Origin of the sequence: Rhizobium sp. P32RR-XVIII (assembly GCF_012641395.1) — a bacterium.
Classification (GTDB): Bacteria; Pseudomonadota; Alphaproteobacteria; order Rhizobiales; family Rhizobiaceae; genus Rhizobium.
Map to the genome: position 1 here is coordinate 58,089 of NZ_JABAIH010000005.1, position 14,847 is coordinate 72,935.

Sequence of the window (14,847 nt, forward strand, 5' to 3'; positions counted from 1 at the left end):
GGTCAGGTTTCCTTCAGCTCAGTCCGCGCCGAACCGTTGTCGAGGTTGAGTATCGTGCGCAGAAGCAGCCGCTCCGGTGCCGGCGAGGTCAGCAGCAGCGCGTCGATGTCGATCCTGAGACCAGTCGCCCTGTCACCGAGGCTGACGGTTACTTTCGTCGCACTTTCCTTCAGCCGGGGTTCAAATGCGGCGAGCACGCTTCGGATTTCCTTCGCCAGTTCATCGCGGTCGAAGTCACGGGAGGAACGGCCGGAGAAGGGGGGCACCCCATAATTGATCACGCTGCGGCGCACCTCCGGGAAATCCTCAAGCGATGGAGGATCGTCTCCGGCCTGATCTGCCTCGAAATCTGTCAAGAGTGGTGTGGATTCGAAGCGTTGTGCGTTAAAGAGCGCTTCGATGTCGCGCCGCACCGCCTCGCGCAGCACATCGGTCGAGACCACGACGCCGCGGCTTTCCAGTTCGGCCTGACGTCGCTCCAGAGAGAGTAGGCGGTGTATGTTCTTCTTCTGCTCGGTGCTGATATCCGTAGCGGCCTCGATCTGGCGAAGGCCGCCGGCCACCAGCCCGTTCAGACGTTCGACGTCTATATCGTTCTGGATCGACTGCCGAAGTTGACTGATTTCGGAACTGAGCCCCGGCAGGTCGTTCACCAGGCGATCCCACAAGGACGGCTGGATCGCTTCGCGAGTCGCCCGCAGGTGCCCTCCGGGCGGTCTCGCCTCCCTTCCAAACCCTTTCTGCCAGCTGTCACTTGCCGACATAGACATCCATTTCGACCTCGTCGTTCTTGTCGTAGGCGAACTTGATATTCTTGTAAGCGAAGCCGACACGCTCTTCGAGTAGGTCTGGCTCATCGTCACTTGGCTTCATGGTGTAGTTTGTCACCGAAGCTTCCTTCAGCGTGATGACCAGGTAGTCGCTCGTTTCGCCTTCGATGGTTCTGCGCGCCGAGAACACGACCTCGTCCAGAGGCGTGTTGTCGAAGAGAGCCTTTTTCAGATAGGGCGAGGACTTGTCGTAATGCTTGATGAAATTGACCATGCCCAAGCTGACGCGGCCTCTGCGCGATAGTGAATTGGGGTCGAAGGGAGCCACCATTTCAAACTCCACTCCGTACACCTCGATTTCTTCTTCGTGGCCATCGCGAACGCTCGGCCCCGTGATGTCAGGTACCTTGAGAAAACCGTCGATTTTCATGAATAACCTCCCATCAGCTCTCTGTTGCTTACTGCTTCATAGACGGCAGTTCCGAAACCAGCCGGAGCGAAGCATTGATGCCTTCCAGCTGGTAGTGGGGCCGCAGGTAGAACCGGGCATTGTACCAGCCGGGACGGCCCTCCACGCTGTCAACCTGGACCTCGGCAGCCGCAAGGGGACGTTTTGCGCGGGCTTTGTCGTCGGCAAAGGCAGGGTTGGCGAGAACGTAGCGGTTGATCCACTCCGTCAGCCAGATTTGCATGTCGGCACGTTCCTTGAATGAGCCGATCTTATCCCGGGCGATTGCCTTGAGGTAATGGGCGAAACGGGAAACCGGGAAAAGATAGGGCAGGTTTGCGCTCAATCTCTCGTTCGCCTGAGCATCCGGGTCGACCAGACGGCCGGCGCGCGCCTCGTCGTCCTGCAGCGAGTGGGCGCCGATGAAAGCGGCGATATCGGTGTTCTTGCGATGCAGGATCGGCATCAGCCCGAGCTTGGCGAGCTCGGCCTCGCGCCGGTCGTCAATGGCGACCTCGGTCGGGCATTTCATCGCCACCGTCCCGTCGTCGGTCGGGAAGTTGTGGACCGGGAGATTGATGACTGCTCCGCCGTTCTCGACACCCCGGATCTGCGTGCCCCAGCCGAACAGCTTGTGGCTGCGGTTGATATTGACCCCCATGGGGAAGGCCGCGTTCATCCAGACATACTTGTGATGATCGCCCTGAACCTCTTCCTCGAAGGAGAAGCCCTTCACGGGGACGGTTTCTGCGCCGTAAGGCAGCCTCGCCAGCACCCGGGGCATCGTCAGCCCTATGTACCGGGCGTCCTCGCTCTCGCGCAGCGACTGCCATGAGGCATAGGCCGGCGATGACACGATCTGTTGCAGGTCTTGCGGGTTCGGCAGCTCCTGCCAGCTTTCCATGCGGAACAGACGAGGGGCGGCCGCGGCGATGAACGGCGTGTGCGCCGAGGCGCAGATGCCGGACATGTTGCGGAGCAGACCGACATCCTTCGGGTGATTTGAGAATTCGTAGGCGCCGACCAGGCAACCGAAGGGGTTACCGCCGAGCATCGAGTATTCGTCGGTGTAGACTTTCTTGAATATGGGACTTTGATCCCACATCTGGCCCTCGTAATCCTCGAGGGTGTCAGCCAGCTGCTCCTTCGAAATGTTCATGACGCGGATCTTCAACTTTTGATCCGTCTCGGTATTGTTGACGAGGTACCACAGTCCGCGCCATGTGCCTTCCATCTGAAGCACTTCAGGGGCATGGAGAATCTCGTTGGTCTGCTCGGTCAGCAGCTTGTCGATGCCGCCAATCAAGGACTTGATTGATTTGATCGCGTTCGAAGAGATGACGGTCGATTCTGAGCGGCCGCGAGCGGCCAGCGCCAGATTCCTGACCAAGGTTTGAAGCTTGTCGCTGTCATCTTTCTTGACCTTGAAGTCCTTCTCCAGAAGGCCGCTGAATTCCTGAAGATCGACTCCCTCGGCTTCCGCGACACCAACCGCAGCGGCTTTTTCCTGTTCGGCCATGACTCAGACCTCCGACTTGCTGCTATCTTCGAGCGCCTGGTCGGCGATCTTTCCTAACAGGGGCTCATTGTTCAAAAGTTGCGCGATGCGTTTTTCGGCGTCGACGCGGCCATCCATGAAGCCGAGCAATTCTTCGAGTTGGCGGCGCATTCTCAAGAGTTCTGCAAGCTGCGGGACTTGTTCGGCCACACGATCCGGCGCGAAATCAGCCATGCTGGTAAAGGTCAGGTCTATTGCAAGCTCTTCGTCGCGTTCTTCGCCCTCGGGTTGGGGAAGGGTGTTCTTCACGCGAGCCTTGACGCGCGGGCTGAGCGCTTCCATGAAACGGCCGAACCTGTTCGCGTCGGTTTCGACAAAGGCGCGGTCCCGGACGGACTTGCTGGCCTCTGGTGTTTGGGAGGCGCCGGCGAGATCGGCCATCACGCCCATCACGAACGGCAATTCGATGGTGGTCGGGCTGCCGTAAGTTTCGACTTCGTAAGCGATCTGGACGCGCGGCGCCCGGTTTCGTTCAATTACCTTGGCCTTAGTTTCGCTCATTGGTGGTCACCTTTCGTCCCAGGGACAGGTTTCTTGCTTTCCGGCACGCCGGCCAGAAGCCGGAATTCCTTCAAACCGGAGGGCGCCAGGTCCTCCATGAGTTCCAGAAAATCCATCGGCACCATGCGTTTGATCCTACGCGCCAGATGGGGGATGGGGCTCGACGGTTCTGTGCGGTCGTAGAAGGCGATGATGAGGTCAATGCACTTTGTGACGTCTTCCCGCGAGGTGAGCCGCGACGGAAAGACTGCCGGTGTGCCGATGTAAGCCGGAGCTGCGTCGGAGGTCGCTTTTGCAGGTGCGCTCTCGTGATCGAGGGCTTCCTCGCTTGCAGCCTCCTGCCTTGAGCTGGGCTTCGCGCGCTCGAGCGTAGAAATCGCTCGCTGCAGGAACCGGCTCAAATCCGGCAGCGTGACTCGCAAATCCCCGCCGATTTGCCGATTGAGCGATGTCTCAAGGGCAGCCATCGCAGTGGCCGCAGCGTTTGCGCTCTCGATAAGCGCGGCCGCGTCGTCCGAGCTTTGTTCCGCAAATGCCGCACAGCCGATCCCCACGCGAGTCAATACCTGCTCGTGCTCGCTTGCCAGCGACGCCTTTTCAGCCTCGCTCAGTCCGGGTGCTGCCTCGTTGAGAACGGTTCGGGTGTCGATCGCCCCGCACTCAAGATCGCGCCCTGTAACAGGACCGACGCCCCGCGGTGCAAAGAAAGTCATCTTGCGAAGATCGCCGAGCAGCCCATCCTTGTCGTTCTGGAGCTGGAGGAGAGCGTTGATCCGGCGTAGCGCGGCATCCCGGGGAGGCAGGCCCTCACGAAGTTCCGGATGCATCGTTTCCCAGTGCATGTCGAAGGTTCCGGTGATCAGGTTCAGCCCCTCGGCGAGGCCAGCAAAACCCTGCTCATTTGCTAGGGCACGCGTCACGATCACGAGCAGCCTCAGATCCCGTCCCTGCGGGCGCAACTCTTCTGATTTTCGAAGGACGGTCGACCAATCGACAGGGACCTCGGTCCGTAAGACGGGGTTGTTGCGCTCGTCACGGCTTATTTCGACCTGCGGTTGCACGAGGCGTTCCAGCTCGTGGAATCGTCCGTCATTCCGCAAGCTTTCACCTGACGGGTTCTCACCGTTCAGCGGGCTTAACCAGAGAGCAGAGTCGAACAACAGTTCCCCCCGTTAACCGACTAGTATTCCCCTGTCATTTTGCTTTTTACCACAAGTTCTTGCTCTATACTAATGTCACGTATCTTCGGCTTCTAATTAATTGCGGGTGTCGAGCAGCCGGGTGGTCATCGAGAGGATCGAGACACGCCCCGCGGCTATGACCGCGCGTAAATCCTCCGCAAAAGACTTGGTGGACTCGGTTGTCGGTCGAAGCTGCGGAAAAAGCGGCTGATCGGTCTGCATGACAATGATCAGACTTCTACCGAAGGTGGCATCGACGGCGAAGGAGAGTTTTGCGGGGTCCGCCGCGCCCTCTGCCGTCGGATAGGCAACCCGGATGGTGCGCATGCCATTCGCCACGGTTCCGATCTGGGCCAGTGCGTGATCGGGTCTCTTGATGTTCGGAAGAACATTGAAGAGATTGCCGGTGACGTCGGCGATGGCCACCCACAAGTACCCCTTGTCAAGCGTTGCCGGCACAAGCACGTCGATCACCGGGTTGTCGCCGACCGAATAGATGCCGGACATGTTCGGTTCGGATCTGTCGCCGTAACCGAGAACGATCGTCATCTGACCTTGCGGCGCATCCGGCAGCAGTTCCTGAACAACGCACAGTTGGCTGTTGAGCACCGTGGCATCGAAGCGTAGCTCGCGATCTCCGACATGGGGCGCGAGCGTCTGCTGGAGGGCTTCAATGTCGCTGCTGGAGGTGACGTTTCCTCGGACGGAAATCGTCGATCCGAGAGGAAAAGTGCCGCTTTCCGGAGGTTGAACGAGGAGTGGACCGCAGGTCTGCAGCGGCACGATAAGGGGTTTCAGCTGGTCCGGCGACAGGTCTCGCGGACCCGCCGCGATACGGATGATCGGCTGGTAGCCGGCGGCCTTTGCCGCCGCATTAAATCGGCTGACGGCCGCCTCGCGTCCTGCGGTATCGGGAGCGAGACCGGTGAGGCGGACCGTTCGATCGGCGACTTCAAGCTTCCACTCGTCGAGCGGAATGGCGGCCGCGAAGAAGGCATCGATGTCCTGCGCCCACTTTTCAGATGGAGCGCCCTGGGCGAGAGTGAGGGCGTCATCGGGTGGGGCAAGCCCGACGGTCCGGGCGAAGTTCGCCAGGATTGTCTCCTGCTGGCCGGCGTCGGGAGCAAAACCGGCAAGTGTCGGCCGGCCTTGCGCATCCACCCCGGCAGTGAGCTTGTAAGGCGTAGCAATCGGCAGGCTTGCCGGAGACAAGCCCTCAAAAGCCCCGAGAAACCAAAGCCCGGCAAGCACTGCAAGGACCGCGAGGGGCAGGATTGCAAGCCATGGCCGCCATCCGGGCTTCGTGCCGCGCCCGTTCTGACGCGCTTTGGCGAGACCGGGCTGCAGCAATCGCCCGATTTCCTTGACGACCGCGGCGGCACTCGGCGGGCGTTGCGCAGGGTCTGGCCGAGTAAGGTCGTCGATCAGCGTCTTCAGCGGCTCTGGAACGCCCGCTGTGTCAATTCGGCGCTCCTTGTGGCGGACAACCTCGCCAGGACTTGTTCCGACGTCCGGAATCCTTCCCCGGAAGGTCGCGAGCAGCGAGGCGCCCAGGGCATAAAGGTCTGAGCGCGGCTCTGCCTGCCCATGCAACTGCTCAGGCGCGGCATATTCGTACTTGCCCGCGAATTCTTTGCCGACGATCGTGCGCGCGCCTGTGCTGCTGTCCTTGGCGATGCCGAAATCGATGATGACGGCTTCCTCCGGCCTGCCGTCGCGCAGGATGATGTTGTCGGGGGAAAGGTCGCGATGGACGATCTTGCGCTCGTGTGTGGCGACAAGGCCTTCGGCCACTCTGTGCGCCACGACCAGCAGATCGCGCGGGGAAGCCCCGCCCTGCTCGAGCCATTCGCTGAGTGGCGTGCCGGCGACGTAGTCCATGACCAGATAGACGTGGCCGTCCCCGGTCTGACTGCAGTCGGTGTAGCGCACGACCGCGTCGTGGGAGATGTTGCGCATCTCCTCCTCGCGCTTCATGAGCTCCAGATAGCCGGCATTTGCCGACAGCTCGCGCTTCAGCGCCTTGAGCGCCACGACCCGTCCGGTAATGCGGTTGCTTGCACGATAGACTTCACCCGTTCCACCGCGGCCGAGGACGCCCTCGATCTCGTAGGTGTTGTTAAGCACCTGTCCCTTGCGGAAGATGTCGCCAGGCAGTGGATCGATCATCTGGAGCCTCCCAGCGCACCCAGTGGAAACCACGCGACATAATATTCATCAAGAACACGCGGCCCGAATATTTGTCAAGAATACTCTAATGTGGCACGCTGTGACTAGCGATCGAAGACTAGCAACGTCCTATTCAAGATCACATGGGCAGGAGCCCGATCGACATGCAGAACATGTCTTCTCAGAGCTTCAAGCGCAAGGAACTGGTCGGCAAACTCAATCCTGTTTGCGTGCGCGCCTTCAAGGCGGCGGCGGACGCGGCCAAGCTTCGCGGCAATCCCTATGTCGAACTCGTTCACTGGATCGAACAGCTCGCCCTCGTCGACCGCGCGGATTTTCAGCTTATCCTCGCCGATGCCGGCGTGGACCTCGGCCGGCTTGCTGCCGACATGGCGAGGGCGATCGACAAGCTGCCCTATGGCGCGACCTCCATCGAGGAGTTTTCCGATCACATCTTTCATGCCATCCAGGAGGCCTGGAGCCTCGCAAGCCTGCAGTTCGGATCCGAAGAGGTTCGCGGAGCCTATGTTCTCTTGGCCTGCAGAAAGGTGGCGGTGCTTGATGGTCTTCTGCTGAAGATCAGCGCCGAATTCGATCGGATCGAGGCGGATTCCGTTATCCCCCGGCTGGACGACGTGCTGGCAGGATCACTTGAAAATGCCGGTAAGGCCGAGGCCCCCGAACCAGCCCGGAAAAAACGCCCGGCGGGGGGTGACTCCGCATTGGCGAAATACGCGACTGACCTTACCCGGCGCGCACGCGACGGCAAAATCGATCCGGTTCTCGGCCGCGACCCCGAGATCCGGCAGATCGTCGATATCCTCATGCGCCGGCGCCAGAACAATCCGATCCTGACCGGCGAAGCCGGAGTAGGCAAGACCGCGGTGGTCGAAGGTTTTGCGCTCCGCCTTGCGGAAGGGGACGTGCCGCCGCCGCTGAAAGGCGTGGCGCTGCACCTGCTTGATATCGGCCTGATGCAGGCAGGGGCAAGCGTCAAGGGCGAGTTCGAGAAGCGGCTGAAGACAGTCATCGACGAAGTTCAGGCATCGGAAACGCCGATCATTCTCTTCATCGACGAAGCGCATACTCTGATCGGGGCCGGAGGGGCAGCGGGAACGGGAGACGCCGCAAACCTTCTTAAACCGGCATTGGCGCGTGGCGAGCTTCGCACGATCGCTGCAACGACTTGGGCAGAGTACAAGCAGCATATCGAGAAAGACCCGGCGCTGACCCGCCGTTTCCAGGTGGTCAAGATCGAAGAGCCTGATGAAGAAGCCGCCATCCTGATGCTCCGTGGCGTGGCAGGCGTGTTGGAGAAACACCATCAGGTGCAGATTCTGGACGAAGCGATCGAGACGGCCGTCGGCCTATCCCATCGCTATATTCCCGCGCGCCAACTGCCGGACAAGGCTGTCAGCCTGTTGGATACGGCCTGCGCGCGCGTGGCGGTATCGCAGCACGCGACACCGGCTGAGGTCGAAGATCTTCTGCGGCGTAAGCAGTCTCTTGAGATCGAGCAGGGCATCATCGGGCGCGAAGCTGCAATCGGCATCGACGTCGCGGAGCGCCAGTCCAAGGTCGAAGCCGCTCTCGCCGAGACGGAGTCCGCGTTGCTCGCTGCAAAGGCTCGCTGGGAAAAGGAGCAGTCCATGGTCTCGGAGATCCTCGATCTGCGGGCGAGGCTGCGGGGAAGGGGAGTTGCGCTTGATGCCGCGCTGGCCGAAGGGGAGGCAGGCGCGGAATTGCCGGCGGCCGCCGACGTGGACCGCCCCGAGCCGGAGAGCGGCGATGGAACGGATCAAAGCGCCGACCTTGAACGGCTCAAGGCCCTGACGGCGGAGCTTGCCGGGCTTCAGGGTGAGACGCCGCTTATACTGCTTTCCGTCGACAGGAATGCCGTGGCGTCTGTCGTACAAGACTGGACAGGCATTCCCGTGGGCCGGATGCTGACCAGCCAGACCGAAAAGGCATTGCAGCTTGCGAAGGTTCTGGGAGAGCGTGTCGTCGGCCAGGAGCTTGCCATGGAATCCATCGCGCGGCGCGTGCAAACCAGCCGTGCGGGCCTTGCCTCTCCTGAAAAGCCGGTAGGCGTATTCCTGCTGTGCGGCCCTTCGGGCGTCGGCAAGACAGAAACGGCGCTGGCTCTCGCCGAAACCCTCTATGGCGGCGAGCAGAACCTGATCTCCATCAACATGTCGGAATTCCAGGAAGCGCATACGGTTTCGACCCTCAAGGGTGCGCCTCCCGGCTATGTCGGCTACGGCAAGGGAGGGGTAATGACCGAGGCCGTGCGCCGTCGGCCCTATTCGGTCATCTTGCTCGATGAAGTCGAGAAGGCGCATCCGGATGTGCACGAGATCTTCTTCCAGGTCTTCGACAAGGGAATGATGGACGACAGTGAGGGCCGGCGGATCGACTTCAGGAACAGCCTCATCCTGCTGACCTCGAATGTCGGTTCGGATGTCATCATGAAGCTGACCGACGGCGGCAGGACGCGGCCGCCGCTCGAGGAACTCGAAAGCGCACTGCGGCCGCCATTGCTGAAGGTGTTCCCGCCAGCCTTCCTCGGACGGGTGATTGTCGTTCCCTACTATCCGCTCTCGGATTCGATGATCGAGGCGATCACACAACATCATTTCGCGAAGATCGCGCGCCGCCTGAGCGCCAGCCATGACGCCGAGCTGGTTATCGGGGACGGGGTTCTGGAATTGATCAAGGCTCGGTGTACCGAAGTTGAATCGGGTGGTCGCATGATCGACGCGATCCTGACCAACACGCTTCTGCCGACGCTGAGCAAGGGCGTTCTGAACTGGTCCCTTGAAGGCAAACGCCTCACCAAGGCGACCGTCGGGGCTTCGGCGGAAGGCTTCACCTACGCGTTCGAATAGGCAACGACACTGCTGGTGATAGCGGCTGCCGGGGAGCGCCGTTAGCTGACGGCTTGGAACTCTACGCGCCTGTTTTCGTCGGCCTTCGGGTTTTCCTGGTTGAGAAGAAACTGCTCGCCGACCCCGACCGCTTCGAGTCGTTCACGCGCGATGTGGCAATCATCCGTGAAGAAGCGCGCAACTTCCTTTGCGCGCAGAATCGACAGGTGCTGGTTGTAGCTTGCGCCTCCGACCGAATCCGTGTGACCGATGATACGGACGAGCTTGATGTCCATATCCTTTACGACTTCGCACAGCTGCCGCAACGCCGGCTTTTGCTCCGAAGCGATGGCCGCTGAATCGAAGGCAAAATTCACCCGGACGTTGATCTGGTCGTCAGGCGGTAGCTTCCAATATGTTTGCGGATTGCTCGTCGCCGCTGCTGCGGATACGGCCGTTGCCGGTGATGTCGCCGCCGGTTCCGGAGTTGAGGGCTGAGCTGCATTGGGAGCCGCTGGGGTGGTCGCCGGAGCAGCCTGGATCCCCTGGGACGCAATGGCAGCAGGGGAAGGGGGAGCTGGAGCGGTTTTGGCTGCGCCGCTTTCGGGCGTGGCAATCGTCACCGGGACGGCCTCCGCCTTGGGCGCGGCGTTGGAATTGGTCAGAACCAGGCCGCGCGTGGCTCCGAGCCGCGCCGCCTTGAACAAGTCGATCTGTCGCTGGAAGCGTTCCTTAAGCGCGGAATCGTTCAGTTCCTGTGCACCCAAGTCACTTTGTGTCACGAAGAATAGAGCGAGAAACACCGTCAGCTTTGTAGTCAGCGGGCGCTTCATCTTAGGCTCCTTTGGCAAAAAGGTTTTCGCCTTCTATGAAAAATACTATAGGATGACTATGGGTGCAACCGATCCGGTAGCGGGGCTCTCACGGCGGATCGATTTAATGGGGTTCGTCTGATCATGACCCCGGACTCTCGGGACAATCCTTCGACGCGCGTGCCTGACGGGCCGGGTAGGCCGCAAGGAGCGGGACTAAGCCATACCGGGCATGTGCGGACAAACAACGAAGACGCGATTCTCACCGATCCCTCAGGCGCACTTTGGGCGGTCGCTGACGGGATGGGCGGCTACGGCCACGGTGACGTCGCGGCAGATCTGGTCATCGAACAGCTCGCCCTCCTTCCGCACGCTCCCATTTCCGGCGCTCATCTCGTCGCTGCGCTGCAGTCGGCGAATTCCGCCATCCGCCGTTGGGCAGCGTCGGCCAATGTCGCGCAGATGGGCGCAACAGTGGTGGCCGCATTCATTGACGGTGGAGCAACGACGATCGCATGGGTGGGAGATAGCCGCGCCTATCGTTTGCGGGGGGGAGAGTTGTTGCAACTCACGCGCGACCATTCGGTCGTGCAGGAACTTGTCGATGGCGGGCGCCTGACGCCCGCCGCTGTCTGGCAGCATCCGCAAGCGCATGTCGTTACCCGAGCGATCGGCGCGGCCGATTGGCTGGATGTGGACTCCGTCGAGGTGGCGTTGGAGCCGGGGGATTTTTTGCTCCTCTGCTCGGACGGATTGACCGACTGTGTTGCCGAGGCAGAGATCGTCGCTCACTTGAACGCGCCGAACCCCGACGCCGCCTGCCAGCGACTGGTAGCCGCCGCCCTCGATCACGGCGCTCCGGACAATGTCTCGGTGGTGGTGGTTCGGATTGACGGAGCTGCAGCGCCGTGAGGCCACTAAATCCGATTGCAGCTGTCGTCATTGGAATGAGCATCATTCTTGCGGCGGCCGTTTTCGCGTTGGTTGGAGACCTCCTTCGAAACACAGAGGTTGATCCGAATGCAGGACGGATCGATCGGGCAAATCAACAGCTTGCTCAACAGGACGCGGAAATCCAGGCGCTGCGCGCTGAACTGAACTCGCTCAAGGGAAAGGTGTCGGAGCTAGAAGGGAAGGTGAAGGAACTGGCGGAGGCGCCTCGCCCCGAACCCGTCCCGCCCAGCCCCGTCGCACCCCCGCCGCCTGGCGAACCTCCGAGCCAGCAGTCGTTTTCGATCGATCAATTCGGCGGCATGGCGCCGCCGGAGGAAACCGAAAACATGACGGAGCCCATGCAGCTGGCGAAGAAGCGCTTCAACGAGCGCGTCATACGCCCGACCCCGGCAGTGCTCCGCCAAATCCTTGGCGAGCCGCGAAGTGTCTATTCCACAAGCTGCCAGCCGGTCACCAATCCGAAATTGTTGAGGACCCTGGAAAGCCGAGACATAGGGCATTTCCGCCTGACGATGATCAGGCCCGCGCTCGATTCTCTGGGGCAGGTCATGGAGCGCCTCCGAAAGGAGGAGCCGGACATCTATGCCGCGATCGGTACGGCTGGCGCGCTTTGCGCGCGCTATGTGCGGGGCTCCACCAGGTCTGTCTCCTCGCACGCCTGGGGCGCGGCCGTCGACCTGACGCTCAAGAAGAACCTCGACAGGATGGGAGATGACAGCACGCAGTTCGGACTTGTGGTGCTCGCAGAGTTTTTCAACGACGCCGGCTGGTATTGGGGTGCCGGCTATAGCCGCGAAGATTCCATGCACTTTGAAGTGGGGGAGGCGCTGCTTCGCAAATGGGCCGCGGAGGGCAAGCTGTGAGAGACCATCTCCAACCTCCGGGACGGGATGGAACGGGAGCGGACGTGCTTCCCGCACTGGCCGAGCCACTACTGAGCCTCGCCAAGCGTGCCGAAAGCGAGAAGCGGCCCGATCCGCAGGAGTTGGCCGCGACCGCCCGCATGCTCGTGGCCGAGTTCGAGAAAGAAGGGCGCCGCAGGAACGTTCCGCCGGACTGGCTCCTGGATGCGCGCGACGCGCTCGTCGCACTGCTCGATGTCCGTGCGCGCAGCAATCCGGCGCTGCCGATCAAGCGATGGGAGCGCGCGCTGGCGGCCGCCCTCCCGATCAGCCACATGATTGGCGCCAATGGCCTCGCCGAACGGGCTGCCCAGGCCGCGAAAGGAGGCCTGGCGCGGCGTGATCTTGCCCGCTTCCTCGGGCACTGCAATGAAGTCATCCAAGCTGCACAGTCGAAGGAGGAGCAGCACAGAACACGGGCAGATCGCGGTCTTGTCTTTCTTGCGATCGCTCTGTTCTTCGCGATGCTGATCGCCTGGGCCGGGTGGGCCGAGTGGCGGTTTCGCGAACGGCTGCTGGCGCAATTGCCCGATGTCGAAAGCGTTGTAGAAGCCGGCAAGGCCGCCACGCCAGCTGCACGGGCGGCTCAGCTCGATGCCTTCCTGGCGGCGGTCCGGCTCGTCGAGCAGGAAGCCGGCCGCTCGCCGCTTGGGTTGATCCACCACATCGAGATGGTCGATCCCGCCGCAGCTGCGCACCATCGCTATGGCGAGGCGGCCGAAGCCCTGGTTGCCGAGCCGCTCGCCGACGCGCTTTCTGTTGCGCTTGCTACGGAAGGGGAGGCCGATGCGCTCTATGATTCCCTGCGTGCCTGGTCGATACTGAAGGGCACATCGGATTGGCAGCCCCGGTTTCTGGCGGGCTGGGTCGCTGACCGAGCCGAAACCTTCCCCGAACTTGCTTTACTGGCGGAGCATGTGGCCGCCATGCCCAGGCCCCAGCCGAGACTTCCATCTCCCGATCCCGAAACGATCGCCCAGGCGCGGCAGTTTGCTGCCGAAGGCTTGGCGAGCGAGCGCGCCTTGCTCGAACTGACCCGTGCCGAGAAAACGGCAGCGCTCCCTCCCTGGTCTCTTGATCAGGCCGTGCCTGGTCTCGACACGATTTTGATCCATCGGTCAGGCGTGCCGATCGAGCGTGGTGTCGCCGGTCTCTATACGGAGGCTGGATGGAATTATGCGCGGTCTGATGGTGCCGAGGAGGCGATCAGCCGGGCAAAATCCGAGGCCCAAACGCTCCTGTCCTCGAGCGCCACGACGACCACCGAAGCAGTAATGGATCTTCTTCAAAAGCGTACACTTGATACATGGACGGAGTATCTGGGTGAACTTCGCGTCAGGCCGTTCACAGACCAACCGACGGCGGTCGTGATCAGCGGTGCATTAAGCGCACGCAATTCGCCGCTCTCGGCGCTCATCCGCGAGGCCTGGCGCCAGTCCGGCGGGAACGACCGCAGCCGCAGCCACGCCAACCAGCTTCGGACGGCCGCTGCATTGGGTCCGGCTATCCAGTTCGTGGAACAGGGGCGGATGTCGGAGATCTCGCAACTCTTTGTATCGCTGAACGTGGCGCTCTCCGTCCTCGATGCGGATGCGGAGATCGGCAAAAAATCCCTCATGGATGCACAGGAGCGCGCCAATTCGATCGTTGCCTTGCAGCAAGCTCCGCTTCTGGTCGTGCAGATCGTCGAGGATGTCCTCTCGCAAACGGCTGCCCCAAAAGCGCCGGAAGTTACTGCGGATCAGGTCCCAGAAGAGGCGCCGCAGACACAGTTACCTTCACAGGCACAGGCACCCTCACAGTCGCAGCCACAGTCACCTTGGGATTCCGAGGTTGCTACCGCCTGCCAGGCCGCTGTCAGCGGCCGCTATCCGTTCTTTGACGGGCCTGATGCAGACATGACCGAAGTCGCGCGGATCTTCGCGCCCGACGGCACAATAGGACGGTACTTTCGGGCGCAGCTGGCACATTTGATGGACACGTCGACGACACCGTGGCGCTGGAAGCCGGAAGCGCGGCTTTCCGGCTATGCACCCGAAAGCGCGGCCTTTCTTCAAAGGGCGGTTGCCGTTGGTCAGGCGCTTTTTCAACAGGGAGCGTCGCCCAACGTGCCAATTGTGCTGGAGGCGCTTGCCCAGCGAGGAGCCGCGACCGTCTCGATCGGCGGCGCTCATGCGCCGGTCGTCACTTCCGGGGCGTCGGTCACCTTGAACTGGCCAGGAGCCGCCCCCGCGCGCGGCTTCGAGATATCCTTCGACAACGGCGCTGGTGTCGAGAAGAAGAGCGCACCGGGAGCATGGGGCCTCTTGCGATTCCTGGACGGATCACGCTTGCGCCCCCGCGAGGCGGGCCGCCGGTTCCTGATCGATGTCCGTGCCAAGGGCGCGCGCGCCTATCTTCAGATGTCCTTCGCGGGGCCAGCCAACCCGGTTTCGATACGCTCTCTAATGCGCGGCTTGACCTGCCCGCTCACGCTCTGAGTGGATTTGGATGCAATCTCGGCATCGCGCATTGGGTAATGACCGCGCGGCACCAGGATGAGGGCGCGTCATCGCTGGTGGCTGGACAGAAAAGACCGCCGCGCGGCCACTCCTTTAACGAACTGAGTTGTCCGGCGTTCCTGTGCGCTAGCGTACAGAAGAGAGGGCGCCCGCTTGATTGGGGCAGTCGCTGGCTTAACCTGCA

At 61.7% G+C, this 14,847-nt stretch carries 11 protein-coding genes; 4 read left to right on the forward strand and 7 right to left on the reverse strand.

Annotated elements, in window-relative coordinates:
- Positions 1-2: 2 nt before the first annotated feature.
- The 6 genes from tssE to HGP14_RS16235 all read right to left on the reverse strand — a co-directional run bounded on the left by tssE (position 3) and on the right by HGP14_RS16235 (position 6,627).
- On the reverse strand, positions 3-764 hold the full coding sequence (tssE, locus tag HGP14_RS16210; protein WP_168831278.1) for a type VI secretion system baseplate subunit TssE: 762 nt from the start codon (positions 762-764) through the stop codon (positions 3-5).
- Positions 751-1,200: a type VI secretion system tube protein TssD gene (locus HGP14_RS16215; protein WP_168830896.1), complete on the reverse strand. Its 450-nt coding sequence runs from the start codon at positions 1,198-1,200 to the stop codon at positions 751-753. Before HGP14_RS16215 ends, tssE begins: the two co-directional genes overlap by 14 nt.
- Positions 1,201-1,228: 28 nt before the next feature.
- Positions 1,229-2,737 carry a type VI secretion system contractile sheath large subunit gene (tssC, locus tag HGP14_RS16220; protein ID WP_168830897.1) on the reverse strand — a complete coding sequence of 503 codons (1,509 nt, stop codon included), beginning with the start codon at positions 2,735-2,737 and terminating at the stop codon, positions 1,229-1,231.
- A gap of 3 nt (positions 2,738-2,740) precedes the next feature.
- Positions 2,741-3,277 carry a type VI secretion system contractile sheath small subunit gene (gene tssB, locus HGP14_RS16225; protein ID WP_168830898.1) on the reverse strand — a complete coding sequence of 179 codons (537 nt, stop codon included), beginning with the start codon at positions 3,275-3,277 and terminating at the stop codon, positions 2,741-2,743.
- Complete coding sequence (gene tssA, locus HGP14_RS16230; RefSeq protein ID WP_168830899.1) at positions 3,274-4,437, reverse strand: type VI secretion system protein TssA; 1,164 nt, start codon at positions 4,435-4,437, stop codon at positions 3,274-3,276. The genes tssB and tssA overlap by 4 nt, the downstream gene beginning before the upstream one ends.
- A 96-nt stretch (positions 4,438-4,533) precedes the next feature.
- On the reverse strand, positions 4,534-6,627 hold the full coding sequence (locus HGP14_RS16235) for a serine/threonine-protein kinase (protein WP_168830900.1): 2,094 nt from the start codon (positions 6,625-6,627) through the stop codon (positions 4,534-4,536).
- A gap of 164 nt (positions 6,628-6,791) precedes the next feature.
- Here HGP14_RS16235 and tssH point away from each other — a divergent pair, with 164 nt between their 5' ends.
- Positions 6,792-9,515 carry a type VI secretion system ATPase TssH gene (gene tssH, locus HGP14_RS16240; RefSeq protein WP_168830901.1) on the forward strand — a complete coding sequence of 908 codons (2,724 nt, stop codon included), beginning with the start codon at positions 6,792-6,794 and terminating at the stop codon, positions 9,513-9,515.
- 41 nt (positions 9,516-9,556) lie between these two features.
- On the opposite strand, the gene HGP14_RS16245 is transcribed toward tssH, so the two are convergent.
- Positions 9,557-10,327, reverse strand: a complete 771-nt coding sequence (locus tag HGP14_RS16245) for an OmpA family protein (protein WP_168830902.1) — start codon at positions 10,325-10,327, stop codon at positions 9,557-9,559.
- A gap of 123 nt (positions 10,328-10,450) precedes the next feature.
- Between HGP14_RS16245 and HGP14_RS16250 the strand changes: the two genes are divergently transcribed.
- From HGP14_RS16250 to HGP14_RS16260, 3 genes are read left to right on the forward strand one after another with little or no spacing between them, the layout of a single operon-like run.
- A complete protein-coding gene (locus HGP14_RS16250) occupies positions 10,451-11,218 on the forward strand; it encodes a PP2C family serine/threonine-protein phosphatase (protein ID WP_168830903.1) in 768 nt (255 codons plus the stop codon).
- Complete coding sequence (locus HGP14_RS16255) at positions 11,215-12,123, forward strand: M15 family metallopeptidase (RefSeq protein ID WP_312862140.1); 909 nt, start codon at positions 11,215-11,217, stop codon at positions 12,121-12,123. Before HGP14_RS16250 ends, HGP14_RS16255 begins: the two co-directional genes overlap by 4 nt.
- A complete protein-coding gene (locus HGP14_RS16260) occupies positions 12,120-14,642 on the forward strand; it encodes an ImcF-related family protein (RefSeq protein WP_312862141.1) in 2,523 nt (840 codons plus the stop codon). The genes HGP14_RS16255 and HGP14_RS16260 overlap by 4 nt, the downstream gene beginning before the upstream one ends.
- Positions 14,643-14,847 lie beyond the last annotated feature (205 nt).

Bases quoted from the DNA above. Each gene is read 5' to 3' on its own strand.
- HGP14_RS16245 (WP_168830902.1), bottom strand. From the start codon at position 10,327: ATGAAGCGCCCGCTGACTACAAAGCTGACGGTGTTTCTCGCTCTATTC.
- tssE (WP_168831278.1), bottom strand. From the start codon at position 764: ATGTCGGCAAGTGACAGCTGGCAGAAAGGGTTTGGAAGGGAGGCGAGA.
- tssH (WP_168830901.1), top strand. From the start codon at position 6,792: ATGCAGAACATGTCTTCTCAGAGCTTCAAGCGCAAGGAACTGGTCGGC.
- tssC (WP_168830897.1), bottom strand. From the start codon at position 2,737: ATGGCCGAACAGGAAAAAGCCGCTGCGGTTGGTGTCGCGGAAGCCGAG.
- HGP14_RS16250 (WP_168830903.1), top strand. From the start codon at position 10,451: ATGACCCCGGACTCTCGGGACAATCCTTCGACGCGCGTGCCTGACGGG.
- HGP14_RS16235 (WP_168830900.1), bottom strand. From the start codon at position 6,627: ATGATCGATCCACTGCCTGGCGACATCTTCCGCAAGGGACAGGTGCTT.
- tssB (WP_168830898.1), bottom strand. From the start codon at position 3,277: ATGAGCGAAACTAAGGCCAAGGTAATTGAACGAAACCGGGCGCCGCGC.
- HGP14_RS16215 (WP_168830896.1), bottom strand. From the start codon at position 1,200: ATGAAAATCGACGGTTTTCTCAAGGTACCTGACATCACGGGGCCGAGC.